Source organism: Acidithiobacillus sp. 'AMD consortium', from assembly GCF_008926505.1.
Lineage (GTDB): Bacteria > Pseudomonadota > Gammaproteobacteria > Acidithiobacillales > Acidithiobacillaceae > Acidithiobacillus > Acidithiobacillus ferridurans.
The window spans coordinates 925,066-945,034 of sequence record NZ_CP044411.1 but is presented as its reverse complement, the minus strand read 5'-3'; the positions used below and the strand labels follow the sequence as shown (position 1 = coordinate 945,034).

At 57.1% G+C, this 19,969-nt stretch carries 19 protein-coding genes; 14 read left to right on the top strand and 5 right to left on the bottom strand.

Translation table 11 applies throughout. The features are described from left to right. Window positions 1–52 precede the first annotated feature (52 nt). A complete protein-coding gene (locus tag F6A13_RS04980; RefSeq protein ID WP_113526779.1) occupies window positions 53–835 on the bottom strand; it encodes a sulfite exporter TauE/SafE family protein in 783 nt (260 codons plus the stop codon). An 828-nt stretch (window positions 836–1,663) separates the two neighbouring features. After that, complete coding sequence (locus F6A13_RS04975; RefSeq protein ID WP_126605160.1) at window positions 1,664–1,936, bottom strand: hypothetical protein; 273 nt, start codon at window positions 1,934–1,936, stop codon at window positions 1,664–1,666. Between the two features lie 899 nt (window positions 1,937–2,835). On the opposite strand from F6A13_RS04975, the gene F6A13_RS04970 reads away from it, so the two are divergent. From F6A13_RS04970 to F6A13_RS04940, 7 genes are all read left to right on the top strand, one after another. After that, entirely contained in the window at window positions 2,836–3,576 is a 741-nt protein-coding gene (locus F6A13_RS04970; protein ID WP_113526780.1) for an MBL fold metallo-hydrolase, read from the top strand. Next, a complete protein-coding gene (locus tag F6A13_RS04965; protein ID WP_113526781.1) occupies window positions 3,573–3,929 on the top strand; it encodes an ArsR/SmtB family transcription factor in 357 nt (118 codons plus the stop codon). Before F6A13_RS04970 ends, F6A13_RS04965 begins: the two co-directional genes overlap by 4 nt. After that, complete coding sequence (locus F6A13_RS04960; RefSeq protein WP_113526782.1) at window positions 3,926–5,203, top strand: MFS transporter; 1,278 nt, start codon at window positions 3,926–3,928, stop codon at window positions 5,201–5,203. Before F6A13_RS04965 ends, F6A13_RS04960 begins: the two co-directional genes overlap by 4 nt. Further along, complete coding sequence (locus F6A13_RS04955; protein ID WP_113526783.1) at window positions 5,200–5,541, top strand: DsrE family protein; 342 nt, start codon at window positions 5,200–5,202, stop codon at window positions 5,539–5,541. Before F6A13_RS04960 ends, F6A13_RS04955 begins: the two co-directional genes overlap by 4 nt. Before the next feature lie 53 nt (window positions 5,542–5,594). Then, entirely contained in the window at window positions 5,595–6,347 is a 753-nt protein-coding gene (locus F6A13_RS04950) for an MBL fold metallo-hydrolase (protein ID WP_126605159.1), read from the top strand. Between the two features lie 284 nt (window positions 6,348–6,631). Further along, entirely contained in the window at window positions 6,632–6,895 is a 264-nt protein-coding gene (locus tag F6A13_RS04945) for an SHOCT domain-containing protein (protein ID WP_126605158.1), read from the top strand. A gap of 168 nt (window positions 6,896–7,063) precedes the next feature. Next, window positions 7,064–9,058: a copper-translocating P-type ATPase gene (locus tag F6A13_RS04940; protein WP_225981966.1), complete on the top strand. Its 1,995-nt coding sequence runs from the start codon at window positions 7,064–7,066 to the stop codon at window positions 9,056–9,058. Here the strand turns inward: F6A13_RS04940 and F6A13_RS04935 are convergent. Then, the gene (locus F6A13_RS04935; protein WP_126605157.1) at window positions 9,048–9,332 is read right to left on the bottom strand and encodes a hypothetical protein; all 285 of its coding nucleotides are present in this window, start codon (window positions 9,330–9,332) and stop codon (window positions 9,048–9,050) included. The genes F6A13_RS04940 and F6A13_RS04935 overlap by 11 nt on opposite strands. A 389-nt stretch (window positions 9,333–9,721) precedes the next feature. On the opposite strand from F6A13_RS04935, the gene F6A13_RS04930 reads away from it, so the two are divergent. The 3 genes from F6A13_RS04930 (at window position 9,722) to F6A13_RS04920 (ending at window position 13,135) form a co-directional block, all read left to right on the top strand. Then, complete coding sequence (locus tag F6A13_RS04930; protein WP_113526787.1) at window positions 9,722–9,997, top strand: type II toxin-antitoxin system RelE/ParE family toxin; 276 nt, start codon at window positions 9,722–9,724, stop codon at window positions 9,995–9,997. A gap of 16 nt (window positions 9,998–10,013) precedes the next feature. Beyond that, entirely contained in the window at window positions 10,014–10,331 is a 318-nt protein-coding gene (locus F6A13_RS04925) for a HigA family addiction module antitoxin (RefSeq protein ID WP_126605156.1), read from the top strand. A 374-nt stretch (window positions 10,332–10,705) separates the two neighbouring features. Then, complete coding sequence (locus F6A13_RS04920; RefSeq protein ID WP_126605155.1) at window positions 10,706–13,135, top strand: plasma-membrane proton-efflux P-type ATPase; 2,430 nt, start codon at window positions 10,706–10,708, stop codon at window positions 13,133–13,135. 156 nt (window positions 13,136–13,291) lie between these two features. On the opposite strand, the gene F6A13_RS04915 is transcribed toward F6A13_RS04920, so the two are convergent. After that, entirely contained in the window at window positions 13,292–14,185 is an 894-nt protein-coding gene (locus F6A13_RS04915) for a LysR family transcriptional regulator (protein WP_126605154.1), read from the bottom strand. A 90-nt stretch (window positions 14,186–14,275) separates the two neighbouring features. Between F6A13_RS04915 and F6A13_RS04910 the strand changes: the two genes are divergently transcribed. From F6A13_RS04910 to F6A13_RS04895, 4 genes are all read left to right on the top strand, one after another. Then, window positions 14,276–14,575 carry a hypothetical protein gene (locus F6A13_RS04910; RefSeq protein ID WP_225981965.1) on the top strand — a complete coding sequence of 100 codons (300 nt, stop codon included), beginning with the start codon at window positions 14,276–14,278 and terminating at the stop codon, window positions 14,573–14,575. Beyond that, entirely contained in the window at window positions 14,569–15,522 is a 954-nt protein-coding gene (locus tag F6A13_RS04905) for an RNA polymerase sigma factor RpoD/SigA (RefSeq protein WP_126605153.1), read from the top strand. The genes F6A13_RS04910 and F6A13_RS04905 overlap by 7 nt, the downstream gene beginning before the upstream one ends. A 562-nt stretch (window positions 15,523–16,084) precedes the next feature. Beyond that, window positions 16,085–18,574 carry a plasma-membrane proton-efflux P-type ATPase gene (locus F6A13_RS04900; protein ID WP_126605152.1) on the top strand — a complete coding sequence of 830 codons (2,490 nt, stop codon included), beginning with the start codon at window positions 16,085–16,087 and terminating at the stop codon, window positions 18,572–18,574. A gap of 42 nt (window positions 18,575–18,616) precedes the next feature. After that, window positions 18,617–19,156 (top strand): hypothetical protein, encoded by a 540-nt coding sequence (locus F6A13_RS04895; RefSeq protein WP_151528116.1) that lies wholly within the window; start codon window positions 18,617–18,619, stop codon window positions 19,154–19,156. 19 nt (window positions 19,157–19,175) lie between these two features. Here the strand turns inward: F6A13_RS04895 and istB are convergent, their stop codons facing one another. Next, complete coding sequence (gene istB, locus F6A13_RS04890; RefSeq protein ID WP_172959310.1) at window positions 19,176–19,961, bottom strand: IS21-like element helper ATPase IstB; 786 nt, start codon at window positions 19,959–19,961, stop codon at window positions 19,176–19,178. Between the last annotated feature and the right edge of the window lie 8 nt (window positions 19,962–19,969).

Sequence of the window (19,969 nt, the reverse complement as noted above, 5' to 3'; positions counted from 1 at the left end):
TTCCAATCGGCCCGCTACATTTTACTGGAAATGGCTAATTTTTTGAACTGCCCTATATAAAATATCCAATTTCTTTGTATAACATATAAATAGCGACCAAAACTATGACGCCGATAAAGATATCATTCAACGCCGCTTTGCGCTGTCCCAGTTTGTTGGCACTAAATGCCCCCAACCATCCTCCCAAGATTCCACCAGCTATGTATTCTGCAGCAATACGCCAGTCTACGAGGCCCTCCAGTGAATAGCTGATGGCAGTGGCTGTGCCTAGGGCTCCCACAGCTAATAATGAGGAAGCGACGGCATTCAAAATAGGCAACCGCCCAGAACGCATCAGTGCAGGAACAATGAGGAAACCACCACCAATGCCAAAAAATCCTGATAAAATACCAGTACCGCCGCCATAAAAATATACACAAGCATGCCGTTTGCATGTTCTATGAACAACTGGCTGATTTTCTCGTGTCTGGTACATACTTACGGCAATCCAAAACATGAGCAGTGCAAAGAGAATGAGTAGATATTTTCCATTGATCACTTTCCCCAACTCAGCACCGGCAAAAGCTCCAATAACACCAGCGATAGTAAAATGTATAGCGACTGCCCAGCGTACATTACCGGCACGCGCATGCGGAATCAGATTTATGAAAGCATTGATACCCACAGCTAGCGCTGTCGTGCCGATAACCAGATGAGGATCGTGTACGCCGACCCAATAGAGCAACAATGGAACCGCAAGAATGGAGCCACCGCCGCCAATCAGTCCCAAGGAAAATCCTACTATTACACCAGCCAGAATGCAATCGATATCTTGACTAAAAGTCAATGTAATCATAAAGCGTTATCCAAGCTAACAGTAAAAAATAAATTTTTCAGATTAGAATATAGGTTCCGCGTCATTTTAGACAAGTAGCCTGAGATTAAGCTTGCCCAGGATTAGGTAAGCCATACGTGGTAGAACTTTGTCCATGTGACTATTCACCAAGGGTAAGTTATCCCATGGCGGGTTGTGGGGGTTCTCCCTGAACAGGTTAAACCAAGGCGTGCAGCAGATCAACGCCCTGCTTGCGCTGGGTTTCCAAACAGGATCGGATCGTGCAGAAAGGCGGTTGCCCCAATCAAAGGTCCGGAAACAGCCGGAAATGCGCTGAAACGGAATACCATAGATTTACAGCGGGTTTCAATATTGAAACGCAACATCACAACATAACTGGCCGATATTGAGACAATACGCACCGCGCCATAGCGCCAAGCGCCGCCGGGTAAAAACCGTCATCCAGGAAATCATGACCCTGGCGGCTCACTGACTACATCTTGCCCGCCGGCAGATTCTGTCTTTTCCGGTTCATACCCTGGCCTTTGCTCCTTTCCAACACCTCTATGCGGCCTGGGTGGGCGCCCTGAAATCCGGTATGGATTCCTCACACCCGCCTTTTCCAGAGCCCAGCCACGGAGGGGGGCGGACTATCGTTTTCCCGATGAAAAAACCTCCTCAAAATACTCGCAACATCATAACCAAAGGAGTTCGTCCTTTCTTTTCCTTTCTCGGAATGACCTCTTCCCTTGGCCTCACGGCCCACTCAGGCCATTTGGTGGCCGCCCGGTTACCAAGTCACTGACTCAGTTAGTATAAGCATGCCGTTTTGAACGAAAACTGCTACAGCTAGGCGGCTTGTACCTCAATGCGTGGCATAGTGACCTGCTGGCATATCTGACGCGCCATGATATTGACATATTGCTCAATAGTTTCGTGCGAAAGCCTTTCTACTTCGTTGCAGCGTGCCACTACCCAACAACCAGCCTTGTAGCCGTTACCGATTTTCAGGCTTAGATCATCGAAGAGGGTGAGGGGCACACGAATACGCAGGTGTTTACCCGAAGTAGTGGTGAAATCCATGGTAATGTCACAATGCGGAGAGATGTGTGTCAACATCATTGTATGATGTATCCATGTTATGGTTAGCTCCCATGTAATTGGCACCTAACATAGGTTAATTAAAAACTTGCTTTCTTGTCAAGCAAGATTATTTTTATTGACCCTATAAATAGTTTTCCAATGCAACATAAATTATGTTTATATACTTATATGCTTATAATTTTCTAATGTGTAACAATTACTATACAGAAACTGTAATTTTAATGAAACAATAGTTCTCCTCGAAAAACTCCGCAGATATAGTCTGATCGGATAAAATATGAGAGTTACGAATTATAGGAGGTTTGGCGGAGACGATTGCGCGTAGGACGGCCATCAAGAAGGTTCGCTTGGAATTTGGTTCGTCATCAGATTGAGTGGGGCGTCCCAGAACGATGCCTTTAGGGTTGCGTCGTTAAGACAAAAAAGTAGACCATGCATGTCTCACATTCGTGCTGACAAAATAATCCATAATATTGTTTTTGATTAGTTTCCATTTGTGACCAGAAATCAGGAAACATAATGAATTTCTTAACTTTTAGATCGTATGCGAATCCAGCCGTTTTATCCGAGTCCTACGTCTGCTTCCAGATACTGCGACCGTTGGTCCCACACGTCCCAAGCTACTGCATCCATTCCCGCAGTTTTGACCATCGCCGTTCCCCGGATCCATTCCGCGCCGCCATGGCCGCAGCCTTTTTCTGACCCACGAGCACGACCAGAAGCTTGCCCCGGGTGTCACGGACATCCGGGAAAGCGATGCCCTACGGCTCGTTGCGGAGGGGGCAGCCTAGCCTCGGTAGGCATCGACCATGCGTCCCTCCTGGAGAGAAAAGCAATTGGATCTTATTGACAAGCAGGAAAGGTCCCGATATTTTATAGTTAATTTATTTCTTAACTAACGATTAGTGGGATGGTCTATGTTTTTCAAACAACGGAGTAGCGCCGACGGGACCTTGTCCTACTTCTATGGATGCGGCAGCAAGGGTTCGGCGGTGGCAGTGGATGTCGTGGCTGGCGACGAAGCGTGGTTCGTGGAGGAGGCGCAAAAGGCGGCGGTGCGCATCGCCTTTGTCATCGACACCCACATCCATGCCGATCATTTTTCCGGCGGCCGGAAACTGGCGGAGCTGGCGGATGCACCCTACTGCCTGCACGAAAGCGATGTGGGCAAGGTGCATTTCCCGATCCGCGGCCTACAGGACGGCGAGGTGCTGGAAACGGGTAATGTCACCACCAAAGTCCTGCATACCCCCGGCCATACCTCCGACAGCATCTGTCTCCTGGTCAGCGACCTGCGGCGCAGCGCCGATCCCTGGTTCGTGCTCACTGGCGACACCCTCTTCGTCAGCGGCGTCGGCAGGCCCGATTTGGGGGGAACTCCGGAGGAGATGGCGGGCCGGATCTTCGACAGCATCCACGCCAAACTCCTCACCCTGCCCGACGACCTTGAGATCTTCCCCGGCCATGCGGCGGGCAGTGTCTGTGGTGCGGGGTTGTCCGGCAAGCCCTCTTCCACCATCGGCTTCGAGAAGCGCTGGGATCCCTATCTGTCTATGACCGACCGGGACGCCTTTATCCGCGAACTCACGGCCAACATCCCGGAGCGGCCGGCGGAGATGGCGCGCATGGTGGCGGCCAATCTGGGGGCGGCGGCATGAGCGCGGAGACGGTGCGCTTCGCCCTCTTCGCCGAGGTCTTTGCGGCGCTGGCCCATCCCAAGCGCCTGGAGATGATCCACTACCTGGGAGAACGGCAGCATACGGCGGGGGAGTTGACTGAGCTGACCGGACTGTCCAAGGCCAATGTCTCGCAACACCTCAACGTGCTCAAGGCACGTGGCTTGGTCCATTGCGACAAGTGCGGCACCTTCTGCCATTACCGTCTCACCAGCCCTGCGGTGCTGGAGACCTGCGAGATCGTGCGGAAGTTGATTCTTGACCAGATGGATATCACCACCGCCTGCCGTCAGCAACTGGCGGAAGTCGTACCGCTACGCAAGACGACTTCATGAGCCCGGTGCAGGCAGCCGCCGGGGCGTATCAGCGGGGAATTGCCCGCAATAGTGGCCAGTTTCTGCTGCAAACCTCGCAGGTCTTTTTTGTCGGTTTGGTCATCGGCATGGAGCGCACGGTCTTGCCATCCCTCGCCCAGGACTTTGGGGTGGCCAAGGGGGCTTTTCTCTTCCTAGCCTCCTTTGTCATTTCCTTCGGTCTGGTGAAAGGGGCCCTCAACCTGGTGGCGGGCTCCCTTTCCGATCGTGTCGGGCGTAAGCGGGTCTTGTTGATCGGCTGGATTGCCGGCATTCCCATTCCATTGCTGATTTTCTTTGCCCCCAACTGGTGGTGGATCATCGCTGCCAACGTCTTTCTCGGCATCAACCAGGCCTTCACCTGGACCATGACGGTGACCAGTCAGATCGACCTGGCAGGCAGCCGACAGCGCGGGCTGGCAGTGGGGATCAATGAGGCGGTGGGTTATTTGGGCATGGGCGTGGCGGGGCTGGCCACGGGCTATCTGGCCGTGCTCTATGGCCCCCGTTGGACGTTGCTGCTCTTCGGCCTGGGGGTAGTCCTGCTGGCCCTGGTGCTGCTGTTACGCGTGCGCGATACCATCGCCTGGGTTCACGCCGAGCATGGCGCCCACCCCGTATCCTCCCCCCCGTCAAAGCGGAGCTGGATGCAGAGCTTTCTCGAAGTCTCTTTCCAGAATCCGCGCTACCGCGCCTTTTGCCAGGCGGGGGTGGCCAACAAGGTGGCCGATACCCTCGTCTGGGTGCTCTTTCCGCTCTACTTCCTGGAGCACGCCATGGGAGTGGTGGCTATCGGTTGGATCACCGGCGTTTACGGTGCCGTCTGGGGGCTTTCGCAACTCTGGACCGGCTATCTGGCCGATCGCATCGGCCGCAAGATCCCCATTGTCAGCGGCTTTTTTCTGTTGTCTGCGGGCTTGGCGGCCACTGCCTTGGTGCAAGGCTTTGTTTTGTGGATGTCGACGGCGCTCATCATGGGTCTGGGCATGGCGCTCCTGTACCCGAACCTGGTCGCCGCCATGTCCGATACGGCCCCACCGCTGGAGCGAGGGCGTATCCTCGGTGTCTATCGGTACTGGCGCGATACGGGTTATGCCATCGGCGGATTGCTGCTGGGCCTGGTGGCGCAATGGAGTAACGAAATTCTCCCCGCCATCTGGGCTACGGCCGGTATTGTCGCCCTGTCGGGGCTGTGGGTGGCCCTGGCCGTGAAAGAAACCCATCCTCGTCCTGTTCAAAAAAAGGGTAATGTATGACCATCGCGTTGATTGTTTTGCATGCCGCTCCCGAGGCGGATAATCCCCGCGCCGATACGGCGGTGCGTCTTGCCGGCGCCATGCTGGCCGAGGGCAAGGAGGTGCGCCTTTTTCTGGCTGGACAGGGGATTGGGCTGCTGGCGCCCGCAAGGGAATTCGCGAAGTCTACCCATGCGCTCTTTCTGGAACTGCTGGATCTGGGTTTGACCGTGCAGTGTTGTAGCACTTCCCTCAAAAGCCAGGGATGGGCAGGGTCTTTACCAGACGGTGTTACAAAAAGTTCCATGAAGGGCCTGTCCGACTGGATCAGCGCCGCGGATGAGGTCGTCTGTTTCTGAAGTATCGCCTGTGCGCCGCCGATTCACCTGCCATCACGAAGGAGTGCAATCCGATGATCTTCCGTCAGCTCTTTGAAGCAGAATCCGCTACCTATACCTATCTCTTCGGCTGTACCCAGACAGGGCAGGCAGTGCTCCTCGATCCGGTGCTGGAGACCATGGAGCGGGACCTGCAAGTCCTGCATGATCTCGGGCTGCGCCTGAGCTATACGCTGGAAACGCATATCCATGCCGACCATGTGAGTAGCGCCTGCAAGCTCAAGGCCCGCGTCGGCAGCCGGATTGCAGGGCCGGCCATGGACGATCTGCCCTGCACCGATTTCGGGGTGGCCGAAGAACGGCCCCTGAGCCTGGGTTCGCTCCATTTTCAAGCCCTTTTTACCCCTGGACATACGGATACCCACCACGCTTATCTGGTGGTGGACGGCGACACTTGGCGGGTCTTCACCGGAGATGCCCTGCTCATTGATGGCTGCGGGCGCACCGATTTCCAGAATGGCGACGCCGCCACCCTATACCGCTCCGTTCAGGAAAAGCTGTTTGTTCTGCCCGACGCCACACTGGTTTATCCGGCCCATGATTATCAGCACCGGCATGTCTCGTCCATTGCCCAGGAAAAGGAGCGGAACCCGCGCCTGGCCGGCAAAAGCTCGGCGGAGTTCCAGGCCATCATGGCTGATCTGAAACTGGCCCATCCGCAAAAGATGGCATACGCCGTCCCTGCCAATCTTGCCTGCGGGCAATGTCCGGAGGACATTCCAGAAACGCTTCGCCGTCTTTGCGACCCATCCTTCCAGGGAGGGTGAGTACTTTCCGGCTGGCGAAACCCCTACCCTGAGGGCGAGAAGCCCTTCTTCACCACTTGCTAGGTGATTTATCGTGGCTGTCCGCTTTGGCCAACGGGGGGACCATGGACCATATCCTCAGTCGCCAGGACACTGATGGCTGAGGTGGTCCCCATCCATGGGATAGTCTGAAAGAAGATGGAACAAGTGGACACCGCCTACTACACTGAAGTGGCGTTGAATGGTCATCAACGAGCGTTTGTTCTGGGTCCGTGGCGTAGCGAGTGAACGACGAGGAACAGAAAATGTGGCCTTACATGATGGGTGGTTTTGGCAACGGTTATGATTGGACAGGGTCGGTATTCATGGTCCTGTTTTGGGGTTTGCTTTGCCTTTTGCTGATTTTTGCCATCGTTGCTGGCGTCATGTTGCTGATGCAGGCCTTCACGGGTCGCGGGATTCGGGGTGGCAAGAAAAACACCGCGCTGGATGTGCTCCATGAACGCTATGCCCGCGGGGAAATAGGAAGGGATGAATACCTGGAAAGACGTCGCGACCTGGAACAATAACGTGTCTCCATCCACCAAAGCGGGTCCGGATGCGCCACCAACAGGTGGAACTGTGGTAGACATCTGGTCTCGTTGGTTAAGAGCCAATGTCGGCAACCGGCGCTGAGGTTCCTGCTGCGGTAAAATAGAGAGGATTCTATGGACCATTCGGGACATCAGGAACATGGGATGGGTAACGCTCATCCCGGCGCGCACGGCGGTCACAACCATGGTGCCATGATCGCCGATTTCCGGCGACGGTTTTGGGTCTCGCTGGCCCTGACGATCCCTATCCTCCTTTTGTCGCCGCTTATCCAGCGGCTGCTGGGGCTGGAGGCGGCGCTCGCCTTCACAGGGTCATCCTATGTGCTTTTCGCGTTGTCGAGTGGAGTGTATTTCTACGGTGGCTGGCCCTTCCTGAAGGGATTGTTTGCCGAGCTTGAGACCCGCAAGCCAGCCATGATGACGCTGATCGCTCTGGCCATCAGCGTGGCCTATTTTTACTCGAGCGCTGTCGTGTTCGGGGTGCAGGGGGAAGTGTTCTTCTGGGAGCTCGCCACGCTGATCGATGTGATGCTGCTCGGCCACTGGATCGAGATGAAATCAGTCCTGGGGGCTTCTGGCGCACTGGAAAAACTGGTGCAAATGATGCCATCCGAGGCCCATCTCGTAACCCCGGAGGGCATGAAAGACGTGCCGGTCGCCAATCTGCAGCGCGGTGACCGGGTGTTGGTGAAGCCTGGCGAAAAAATCCCTACGGACGGACGTGTCATCGAGGGACAGACCACCATCAACCAGGCCATGCTCACTGGCGAAAGCCAGCCCGTGGAGAAGGGGGACGGCGACGAAGTGATCGGTGGTTCGGTTAACGGGGAGTCGAGTATCACCGTCGAGGTCCACAAGACCGGCAGTGAAACCTATCTTTCACAGGTCATCGAGATGGTGCGCCGGGCGCAGGAGTCCCGCTCCCGGACCCAGGATCTTGCCGACCGCGCGGCCCTGGTGCTGACCCTTACCGCGTTGAGCGTCGGCGGACTTACCCTTGCCATTTGGCTGGTCCTTGGCCAGCACTTCGAGTTTGCCCTGGCCCGCATGGTCACCGTCATGGTGATTGCCTGTCCCCATGCCCTAGGCCTGGCGATTCCACTGGTCGTCGCCGTGTCCACCGCCATGGCGGCGCAGCATGGGCTGCTTATCCGGGACCGGTCTGCTTTTGAGCGGGCGCGCCAACTGCAGGCGGTGGTGTTTGACAAGACCGGGACCTTGACGGAGGGACGGTTCGGCGTCACGGATGTAGTCGTGCTCGGCGGATACGCCGAAGATGAGGTCGTACGGCTCGCCGCGGCCCTCGAAAGCCAGTCGGAGCACCCCATCGCCGCTGGCATCGTGGCATATGCCAAAGCGAAGGGCATCGGCTTCGAGCCTCCCAAGGAATTCAAGGCCATCCCCGGTAAGGGCGCGCAAGCCGTTGTAAATGGGCGCAATGTGAAGGTCGTAAGCCCCGGCTATCTCAAGGAGAGCGGTCTCGATGTCAGCGATAAGCGGATCGCGGCCTTGGCATCCCAGGGCAAAACGGTGATATACCTGCTCGTCGACGAGAAACCGGAGGGGGCTGTCGCGCTGGCCGACATCATTCGAGCGGAGTCGCGGGAAGCCCTCGCGCGGCTGAAGGGGATGGGCGTACAGGTGATGATGTTGACCGGCGACTCCGCAGCGGTGGCCCGTTGGGTGGCCCAGGAAATGGGGCTGGACGACTATTTCGCCGAAGTGCTCCCTGGACAAAAGGCGGAGAAGATCAAGGAGGTAAAGGCGCGGGGATTGCGCGTGGCCATGGTCGGCGACGGTGTCAACGATGCGCCTGCCCTGGTGGAGGCGGATGTCGGGATCGCCATCGGAGCGGGCACGGACGTCGCCATCGAGTCGGCGGACATTGTGCTGGTCCGCTCCGATCCCCGGGATGTGGCGGCTATCCTGGAACTTTCCCGGGCGACCTATCGCAAGATGATCCAGAACCTGTGGTGGGGTGCCGGCTACAACATCGTGGCGATCCCCCTTGCTGCCGGGGTGGCTTACAGCGTTGGTCTGGTGCTTTCCCCGGCGGTGGGGGCGGCCCTGATGTCCATTTCCACCGTGATCGTCGCCATCAACGCCAAGCTCCTCCAGAGGGTTCGGCTCACCACCTAGCGCATGGATCGACAAGCAGCCAGCATGTCGCTTGTTCAGAACTTCCCGAACGTAGGATCGCTGTCACCCACCACAGGCCGAGTGCGCTGGCCACCGAGTAGCCGATGAGCCCCTGAAGAGGAATCCCCAGATAATGGGGACCGGAGTGAACGGCCATGTTCAGGGATGACCCAATAATAACAGCGGCAATGATCAGACTCAGGCCGGGTTTGGGCATCTCCCGCTCCAGCCAGCGATGCAGACCCGCACCTTGGGCAAACTCGCCCAATAACACCAGCCCCGATTATGCCGTCATGGATTCTTCCGTCGCGGCAAGCTGGAAAGGCAGCACGGTTCGTGCCATTTTCTGCATCGGCCCTCCTGTAAATCTCCCTGTAGGTGAGTCTTTTCGTCGAGACCATTATACGGAAACCCTTACAGATAGGGGCCTTCAACTGTTTTCGTCCCCATCCAATCGCGGGAATAGGGATAAAATTCACTGTTTCCATACCATCATGACCGACGTCTTCCGCTTCCCTCACTCCCCGCATTTCCCCTGGCTGAGCCAAGGCGATGAAGTTTGTGGGCAAGGCGTGCGCCAGCGACTGTCAACAGATGATTGACACCTATGACACTGCGGTGTAATTTTCAACAGGGCGGTAACAACCTCTCCGAGGGTTCCACTTGATACGAAGTTTTGTGCATAAGGGCCTCAAGCAGGTTTTCGAGACGGGTCAATCGGCGAAAGTCGGTGCGGATTTGGTGACCCGCTGCAAGCGCAGACTCGATGCCATAAACGCTGCAGTATCCCCGGAGGAGTTGAACGTGCCAGGTTTCGACTTCCATGCTTTGGAGGGGAAACCGAAGCGGTACACGGTTTATGTGAATGGACCCTATTGCATCACCTTCGAGTGGCGTGAAGGAGATGCCTGGCGCGTTGATCTGGAGAATTACCATTAAGGACAGGGGGTGTCCGATGGACGAAATGACCGTTGAGCAGGTGGACCGGACACCGACGCATCCGGGCGAGATATTGCGGGAGGAGGTACTGCCTGCACTGGATATCTCTGTAGCAGAGTTTGCCCGTGGCCTGCGGGTCTCGCGCCAGACCGTTCACGGCATCCTGTCCGAGCGCAAAGGCATTACCCCAGAGATGGCCTTGCGTATCGGCAAGTATCTGGGTAACGGGCCGGGGATATGGCTACGCATGCAACAGGCTTACGATTTGACCATTGCGGAACGTCGGTTGGCCGAAGAACTGGCGGCCATTCACAAGCCCGAGCAAGCCGCCTGACCGACAACCCGAGCGCACAAAAATACGATAGACAGTTATAGCTGCCCGAAAACGAAAAGGCCAACGCGCATGGCCTTGGCCCAACTCCCTCAGCCTTGGGTTGATGAGTGCGTCCATTGTAATAGCTATTTCAGGTGAACAAACAGGATTTCAGGCAGGGCTTCTCGCACCGCTGGGTAATGGAAGAAAGTAAACTTGGATCAGATCATTGAGGTACGCCGGTGACGGTGGCGCCATGATACGTTTGATGCGGCTCGACCACGTGAGACGTCGAAAGATACTTAAGGACAGGCATGCCGTATATTTAATACTTGCGGCACAACGACTACCTGGAAGGTGGTGCAAATGCCAGAGCCGACCAGGAGGCGGTCCTTATGACAATCAATCCTGACCCGACAAGTGCTCCCGACATTCCGGCGGTCGTCCGGCAATTGCAGAGCGATACCCGGCGCGGTTTGTCAGCAGCGGAGGCCTCCCGTCGCCTGGCCCAATATGGGGCAAACGCCATCCCCGAAAAGCGCCTCAGCCCGATCTGCCAGTTTCTGGGCTATTTCTGGGGTCCCATTCCCTGGATGATCGAAATCGCCGCGGTGCTTTCCGCCGTGGTGGCACATTGGGCGGACTTCGCCATCATCATGACCCTCCTGCTGGTAAACGCTGGCGTGGGCTTCTGGCAGGAACACAAGGCCGGCAACGCCATCGCCATGCTCCAACGGAAGCTGGCGTTGCGGGCGCGGGTCCTGCGCGACGGCCTGTGGCAGGAGATCGCCGCGCAGGACCTGGTGCCGGGCGACATCATCCTGCTGAAGCTGGGAAACATCGTTCCGGCCGATGTGCTGCTGCTGAGCGGCGATTACCTCAGTGTCGATCAATCGGTCCTGACGGGGGAATCCCTGCCGGTGGACAAGGGCCGGGGAGATAGCGCCTATTCCGGTTCCATCGTCGGCAAGGGCGAGATGCAGGGCTTGGTGACCGCGACGGGTCTGCAGACCTTTTTCGGCAAGACCGCGCAACTGGTGGAGCGGGCGGAGAGCGTCTCCCATTTCCGCAAGGCAGTGCTCGCCATCGGAAACTTCCTGATCGTTTCGGCGCTGGTTCTGATCGCGGTGATCCTCTTCGTGGCTCTGGCGATCCGTCATGAACCCATGATCCGGACGATCCTCTTTGCCCTGGTCCTGACCGTGGCCGCCATCCCCGTCGCCCTTCCCGCCGTCTTGTCGGTGACCATGGCCGTCGGGGCGGAGCGGTTGGCGCGGCTGAAGGCCATCGTCTCGCGTCTGGTGGCCATCGAGGAGATGGCCGGCATGGATGTGCTCTGCGCCGACAAGACCGGCACCCTCACCCAGAACCGCCTCACCCTCGGTGAACCCGTAGTGATCGGGGCCCGCGATGCGGAGGAACTGATCCTCGCCGCCGCTTTAGCCTCCGAGCGGGATACCGGCGACCCCATCGACACCGCTGTGCTGGGCGGCTTGCCCGTCTCCGCCCCGTTGGCTTCCTATTCCGTCCTGAAATATCAACCCTTTGATCCGGTAAGCAAGCGCAGTGAGGCGGAGGTGGCGGCAGGCGTCGAGCGCTTTCGCGTAGCCAAGGGCGCTCCGCAGGTCATCCTGGATCTGGCGCAGCCGGATGTCGGCATCAGGCAGACAGTCACCCGCCAGATCGATGCCCTGGCGGGAAAGGGCTACCGCACCCTGGGAGTGGCCCGAAAGGATGAGGATGGTGCCTGGCGCTTCCTCGGCCTCTTGCCCTTGTTCGACCCACCGCGGGAAGATTCGGCGCAAACCATCGCCGCGGGCCAGCGGATGGGGATCGAAATCAAGATGGTCACCGGCGATCATCTGGCCATCGCCAAACAGGTCTCCATGCTGCTGCATCTGGGGCAAAGCATCGTTCCGGCTGAAGCCCTCTCTACGGATGCCAACGCCGCACAGGTCCAGGCCGAAAAGGCCGACGGTTTCGCCCAGGTCTTTCCGGAGCATAAGTTCGCCATCGTCAAGGCGTTACAGGCCAGGGGCCATATCGTCGGCATGACCGGAGACGGCGTCAACGACGCCCCCGCATTGAAGCAGGCCGATGTCGGCATCGCCGTCAGCGGCGCCACCGACGCCGCCCGCGCTGCGGCCGATCTGGTGCTCACCGCACCCGGCCTGACGGTCATCGTCGGCGCCGTCCAGGAGGCGCGCCGGATCTTCGCCCGGATGAACAGCTACGCCATCTACCGGATCGCCGAGACGATCCGGGTCCTGCTCTTCATGACCCTGTCGATCCTGGTGTTCGACTTCTATCCAGTCACCGCCGTGATGATCGTCATGATCGCCCTGCTCAATGATTTTCCCATCATGATGATCGCTTACGACAACGCCCCCACGGCGCCCCAGCCGGTACGCTGGGATATGACACGGGTGCTGATCATCTCCATCCTTCTCGGCGTACTGGGCGTCGTCGCCTCATTTTTCCTGTTCTGGATTGCCGAAACCTACCTGCATTTACCGGCGGGCGTCATCCGCACCCTGATTTTCCTGAAGCTGCTGGTGGCCGGCCACCTGACCATCTTCCTGACCCGCAACACCGGCGCCATCTGGCAGCGGCCCTGGCCGAGCTGGAGTTTCTTCAACGTCACGATTGCTACGAAGATCATCGGTACCTTCGCCGCCGTCTACGGCTGGCTCATTCCCCCCATCGGCTGGGGCTATGCCCTGCTGGTATGGGCCTACTCCCTGGCATGGTTCTTCGTCAATAGCGGGGCCAAGATCATCGCTTACCGGACACTGGAGGCCTATCGCAAGTCGCCAACACATTGAAACAGATGGCTAACTGCTGAGTATGACCGGAGACGGCGCCAATGATGTGCCGATCATGACCATCACCACCGACAACACCTGGCTGGATCCCCAACCTGTACTGTGTACATTGGGACATGCATCATGTTCTCACGGCGTCTACCGTATTAAGGCTTATCAGAACGGTATAGAACCCATAAGGTCCAAAAAAACCGACAAGGCGCGGGAACGCCTTGCCGGGTTGGGAATAGCCATGAAACTCCTCCAGATCAGTTGGGAGGATGAGAGGGGTTTATACAGCAGATCCCAGTCCGGTCTCTGTTCAAAAACCGTATGGGTCATAAAGCCTATTCCCAAGCCAGCCTTTACCATGGCCCCCACGGATTCCACATCGGCCACCTCAATGAAGTGCGCGGGCACAATGTTCTTTTGTCTGAACGCCTTCTCCAGTCTCCTTCGAACTCCGGAAGAAGGTTCTCTCCATACCACAGGAAAAGGTTGTATGTCTTCCAAGCTCAGCACCGACACTGACGCCAGCGGATGGGTTTTGGGCATGACCGCAACGATTTCTCCGGTCAACCACGGTTGTATTTCATAACTATCGGGTAGATGCGGTATATCCATCTCTCCTTCAAAAAAGAAGACGTCCAGTTTGGAAAGATTGATGTCTCCCCAATAGGTCACGCCGCTCTTTATGTAGAGATTGACTCCTGGATTCTGGCTTTGAAAACTTTGCAAATATTGCGGTAGTAAATAATTAGCAATCAGGCTGGTAGAAGCGATGTGAAGTTCTCCCGCTTGCAAGGATTTTTGGCGCAGGAGCAGATTCTCAATATCTTGTAACTTGGCGCGCAACTGCCGGATATCGGGAATCAATGCTTGGCCGACGGGCGTCAGCTGAATGCCACCGCCCTCACGGACATATAAAGGCTCGCCAATTTCCCGCGTCAGTTTATGCAGGCGTTCCGAGATGGCCGGTTGTCCTCGCTCCAGGCGTAGCGCGGCTTCGCTGACACTGCCGGTTTCTGCAACCGCGAGGAGGGTGAGCAACTGCTCGGCATCTATCTTCATCGGGTCCTCCGATATTGTTTTCGATTAACTCGATTTGCTTTGGCAACAAGAATAGCATAGTTTCAAAAAACAAGTCCCGGGAGTGTAGTGATGGTCAACGATGCTTCCCTGCCTGCCAACATGGATACCCTCGTTATGGAACGCAACGTCCAGGGATGGCAGGGGGTGTTTCGGACGAACCCGGCCTTTCATCTGGTGCTGGCGTTCTTTGTGGGGATTGTCGCGGGCTTGGGTGCGGTCGCTTTCCGGCGCCTGATCGGTCTGATGCATAATGCCTTCTTCTTCGGTCAGATTTCCTCTTCGGTCTGGAGCGCGGGTCGAATATCGCGCGCATCACGGTGTCTTCCTCAACGACGGCCTGAATCCAGCGCAAAGGATTGGCCATGTTGACAGGGGATACCGACTGGGACATTCCGGACACTCTTGAAGAAGAAATAACCGAGGTTGGACAGGGCGAAGCCTGCCTCAGGCCTGAAACACCGGAATTCGACTCAACAGCCGACCTTGCCTGGGAAGCCGGACCTCCCGATCATGTTGACGCCATAAGACTCTATCTGCAGGAAATCGGCCACAACCCCCTGCTCACGGCGGAGGAGGAGGTCTCCCTGGGCCTCAAGATACAACAAGGCGATCTCGCGGCACGCAATCGCCTGGTGGAATGCAACCTCCGTCTCGTCGTCCGCATTGCGCGCCGCTACCAACGGCAGCACACCCTTCCGCTCCTCGATCTCATTGAAGAGGGGAATCTCGGACTGATCCGTGCTGCGGAATTATTTGATCCGGCGCGGGGATTTCGGTTTTCCACCTATGCCGCCTGGTGGATTCGCGAGGGAATCGAGCGCGGCATCATGAACCAGTCGCGGGTGGTACGTTTGCCGATCCATATCATCAAAAATCTCAGCGCGGTGCTGCGCAGTTCCCGGCAAATCGCACAAACGATGCAGGGCGAACCTCGCGTAGAGGAAGTGGCGCAGGTCATGGGCAAGTCCGTCGCCCATGTAAAAGACTGTCTCCAGCAGGACCGCCATATGGTCAGTCTGGATGCGCCCTCCCGATGGGAGGGTAGCCCATCTTTGGCTCAGACATTGGTGGATGCCGATCAGTCGGGCCTGGAGACCTCCCTGGAGGAACAGGACGTCCAGAGACAGATTCAGCGAGCCCTCCTGCGTTTGGACATGCGACATCGTACCGTCCTGATCCGCCGTTTTGGTATGGACGGCGAAGAAGGGGAGACATTATCCGCAATCAGCAAAGAGTTGGGCGTAAGTCACGAACGGGTCAGACAGCTTCAGGAGGAGGCATTGGAGCTGTTGCGCCAATATGCTGAGTTGCAGTAAATCCTCCGGGAGAATTTTTATGGAAACCATCGACGCGTCTGTCATAAACAGACTAGCACATCACCCGGCCCCGGACTCTGCGAACCCTTACATGGCATGTGCCTCGCAGGCTCTAGATAATCGTAGTTTTCTCATCGCCCAGACCCCAGACCCCAGACCCGGACCAGATCAGACCACACAATCCTTCTTGGTTTGCAGCCTGGGCAATTAATTCGATGTCCATCCGGTTCCTGCGCAAGTTTTTTATTGTACTGGCCAACCACATCATATCAGCTGATGATCTGGCGCGCGTCCAGGGGAAGAACATCGATATCCATCGACCGGAAGGCACATAATGGCCATTATTTCCATAGCGTTAGTCGACTGGGACGCAGTGGCGGAAGCATCCGCCCCAAGGTTCCCTTGTGCTATACGAGGAGATCATTTTCCCCGACACGGCTCAGTGGCCTCCTTCCAAGTCATTGCCGCGATGGGCTAACCGAGGCATCACAGAACGATGAAAATTTTTCGGACAATTTAAAATTTGCCGAATGTATCTGCACCATCTTCACAGGAGAACGCCGTGACCGATCCGGATAAGACCCCGCCTATCGAAAAGACTCTGGCCGATTTGCACGCCAGTCCAGCCGGGCTGACAAGCAACGAAGCACAACAGCGTTTGCAGCAATACGGACCAAACGCCCTCCAGGAAAAGAAAGTCAGTCCTCTCATGCGCTTTCTGCATTACTTCTGGGGCCCGATACCCTGGATGATCGAGGTGGCGGCCATTCTGTCCGCCGCGGTGGGCCACTGGGCCGACCTGACTATTATTTCATTGCTGCTACTCTTTAACGCAGGCATTGGCTTTTGGCAGGAATACAAGGCCAGTAGCGCCCTGGAGGCGCTCAAGAGTCAGTTGGCCCTCAAAGCCCGTGTGTTACGGGACAACCAATGGCAAGAGATTCTGGCAGCGGATCTGGTACCTGGCGACGTCATCCGTATCCGCCTGGGAGACATCATCCCTGCGGATGTACAATTGCTGGAAGGAGATTATCTCAGCGCAGACCAGTCGGCGCTGACCGGAGAATCCCTGCCAGTGAGCAAGAAGGTGGCCGACGTGGCGTATTCCGGCACCATCGTCAAGCAAGGCGAGATGGTGGCCGTGATCACCGCCACCGGGATGAATACCTTTTTTGGCAAGACGGCGGGCCTTGTCCAAAAAGCCGGCGCCGTATCCCATTTCCAGAAGGCCGTCTTGCGGATCGGCGATTACCTTATTTATATCGCTCTGGGCTTGGTAGCCGTGCTCATTACTGTGGAGATGTTCCGCGGTCAAGCCTTCCTCACCTTGCTGCAATTCGCCCTCATTTTGACGGTAGCCTCCATCCCGGTGGCCATGCCTGCGGTACTGTCCGTGACCATGGCCCTGGGCGCCTTAAGGCTCTCACGCATGAAAGCCATCGTCACCCGTCTACAGTCCATCGAGGAAATGGCCGGGGCGCAGATACTATGCTCGGACAAAACCGGGACCCTTACACAGAATAAACTCACCCTCGGCCCCCTGGAGCCGACCGCCGGTATTGGAGAAGAAGACGTCTTGCGCGCGGCGGCACTGGCCTCCAAGGCGGAAGATCAGGACACTATCGATCTGGCGGTGCTCGGCGCGGTCCAGGATCCCCAACTTCTCGCGGGCTGGGAACAAACGCACTTCACCCCCTTTGATCCAGTAGGCAAACGCACCGAAGCTCAGGTGAAGGACTCCTCCGGCCAGGAGTGGACCGTGACCAAGGGGGCGCCCCAGGTGATCCTAGGCCTCTGCCATCTGTCCAAACCTTTGCTCCAGCAAACGCAAGGGCGTGTGCAGGCCCTGGCCGGGAAGGGTTACCGCACCTTGGGTGTGGCCCGCAAATCAGGGTCGGAGGACTGGCAGTTCCTCGGTATCGTTCCGCTCTTCGATCCACCCCGGGAGGACTCCCGGGACACCATCGCCCAAGCCGAGGCCCACGGCATTCACGTCAAGATGGTTACCGGTGATAACGGAGCCATTGCCAAGGAGATCGCCGGACAATTGGGGTTAGGTACGAACATCCTTCCGGCCGACGAGGTTTTTGGCAAAAGGATGGATGGGGGCCATCTTCCACCGCAACTGCGGCAGAGAATCGCCGACGCCGATGGCTTTGCCCAGGTCTTTCCGGAACACAAGTATGACATCGTCAAGGCGTTGCAAAGCGACGGTTATTTGGTGGCCATGACCGGAGACGGCGTCAACGATGCCCCGGCACTCAAGCAAGCGGACGTGGGTATCGCAGTGTCCGGTGCCACGGATGCCGCCAGGGCTGCCGCCGCTCTGGTACTGATGGCACCAGGCCTGAATGTCATCATCAGGGCTGTGGAGGAGGCTCGCCGCATCTTCGAGCGCATGAACAGCTACGCGATTTACCGTATCGTAGAAACCATCCGAATCATGGTCTTCGTCGTGCTGGCCATGCTGATTTTCGACTTTTATCCGATCACCGCCATCATGATCATCCTGCTGGCGTTCTTTAATGATGTGCCGATCATGGCTATCGCCACCGATAACACCTGGCTGGATCCCAAACCAGTGCGCTGGGACATGCACCGCGTCCTAACGGTGTCCACCGTACTGGGGCTCATCGGCGTCGTGGAAACCTTTGGCATGCTGCTCATCGCCAAAGATTACTTTCACATGGGCATCCCGCATCTGCAAACCCTGATTTTCCTCAAGCTTGCCGTTGCCGGGCATTTGACGTTGTTCATTGCGCGGACGCGTAGCTCTTTTTTGAAGAAACCCTATCCCTCAGCGATACTCCTTTGGTCTGCCATTCTGACCAAAGCCGCGGCGACATTGTTTGTAGTCTATCCCATGGGGCTGGTGCCCTCTATCACCTGGGGGGAGGCCGGTGCAGTATGGATCTATTGCATTCTTTGGATATTCATTGAGGATTGGGCCAAGATCAGGGTCTATAAGCACTTGGAGTTCGATACACCGAGACATCGCGATTTCGTGGATCGCCTAAACCAACCTCTGATGGGGCCGATTTCCAGCCGATGACAGGGAGAGATATTCGCTGCATTCTCTGAGGAAAAAGCAATTATGGCAGGATCTCACCCCGCTTATGCCGACATGCCCGAAGATTCGATCATTACGAACGGCTTTTGGTTAGGGAAATCTGCCGGGTTCAGCATCCGCCCCTATCGGAATGCCGACAGAGCGAAAATCAGACATATCTGTTGCGAAACGGGATTCCTCGGCAACCCAATAGATGCCATATTCTGCGATCGCGAGCTTTTCGCCGATCTTATGGTCAATCCCTATCTGGATTATGCCGAGGATTGGGCCTATGTGGCCACGCATAACGGCCGGGTTGTCGGTTATTTGCTGGGAGCGCCGCCTTCTTTTGATCGCTATCTGGTCTATGCGGGTTCGGCAGCCACATTGCGCATGCTGCTCAAATCCGTATCCGGGGCCTATGCGCATCACCCGCGCAGTTCGCAATTCGTGGAATGGCTACTTACCCACAGCTTTCGCGAACGGCCCCGCCGCCCCCGGCAGGCCGCCCACATGCATTTGTCACTGACCGGCAATATGGCGCCACCGATGTGCGGCGTAATGGCGCCATTTCAAAGTGCCTGAAATGGGGTCTCGAACGGTGTTAAGAATGGGTGTTTTTGGCTCCTTTCGCAATGGTGTTTTTGGGGGATTCCGGGAGCGGTCGTGGGGCGCGAAAACTATCGCCTTCCAGGATCAGTCGATAGGCGCCGTGGCGTAGCCGATCCAGTGTGGCTACCCCGAGCATGCGGTTGGCCGGGAAGACGTCCCCCCACTCGGCGAAGTCGAGATTACTGGTCAGCATGGTAGAAACCCGTTCGTAACGTTCGGCGATGAGGTCGTGGAAGTCCTCATCATGGGGCGGGCGCATGGGTTTGAGTCCGAAGTCATCGATGATAAGCAGGGTTACCTTGGCGAGTTGGCGGAAGCGCCGGTCAAAGCCACCGGTGGCCCGCGCCGCATGCAGGGAGCCCACCAGATCACCTTGGGTGATAAAGAGCACGTCCACCCCCTGGCGGATGGCACAATGCCCCAGCGCCTGGGCGAGATGGCTCTTGCCGGTGCCACAGGGCCCGACGATCAGGATAGGTGCCTGCTCCTGCAGGTAGCGACCCGTAGCCAGATCATGCACCAGAGAGCGGTTCAGGTTCGGTAACCGGTCAAAGGCGAAGTCTTCCAGGGTTTTGTGATTCCGGAAGTGGGCCTGACGCAGGAGGGTGTCGAATTTCCGTTGGTCCCGGCGGGCCACTTCATCCTGCAGGAGCATGGCGAGGAACTCGGTATAGGCCATTTGACCATCCACCGCTTGCCGATTACGAGCTTCCAGGGAATCCAGGATACCGGACAGGCGCAGGGCGCGAAGATTACTGCTCAACTCTTGGGTTTGCATCAGAATTC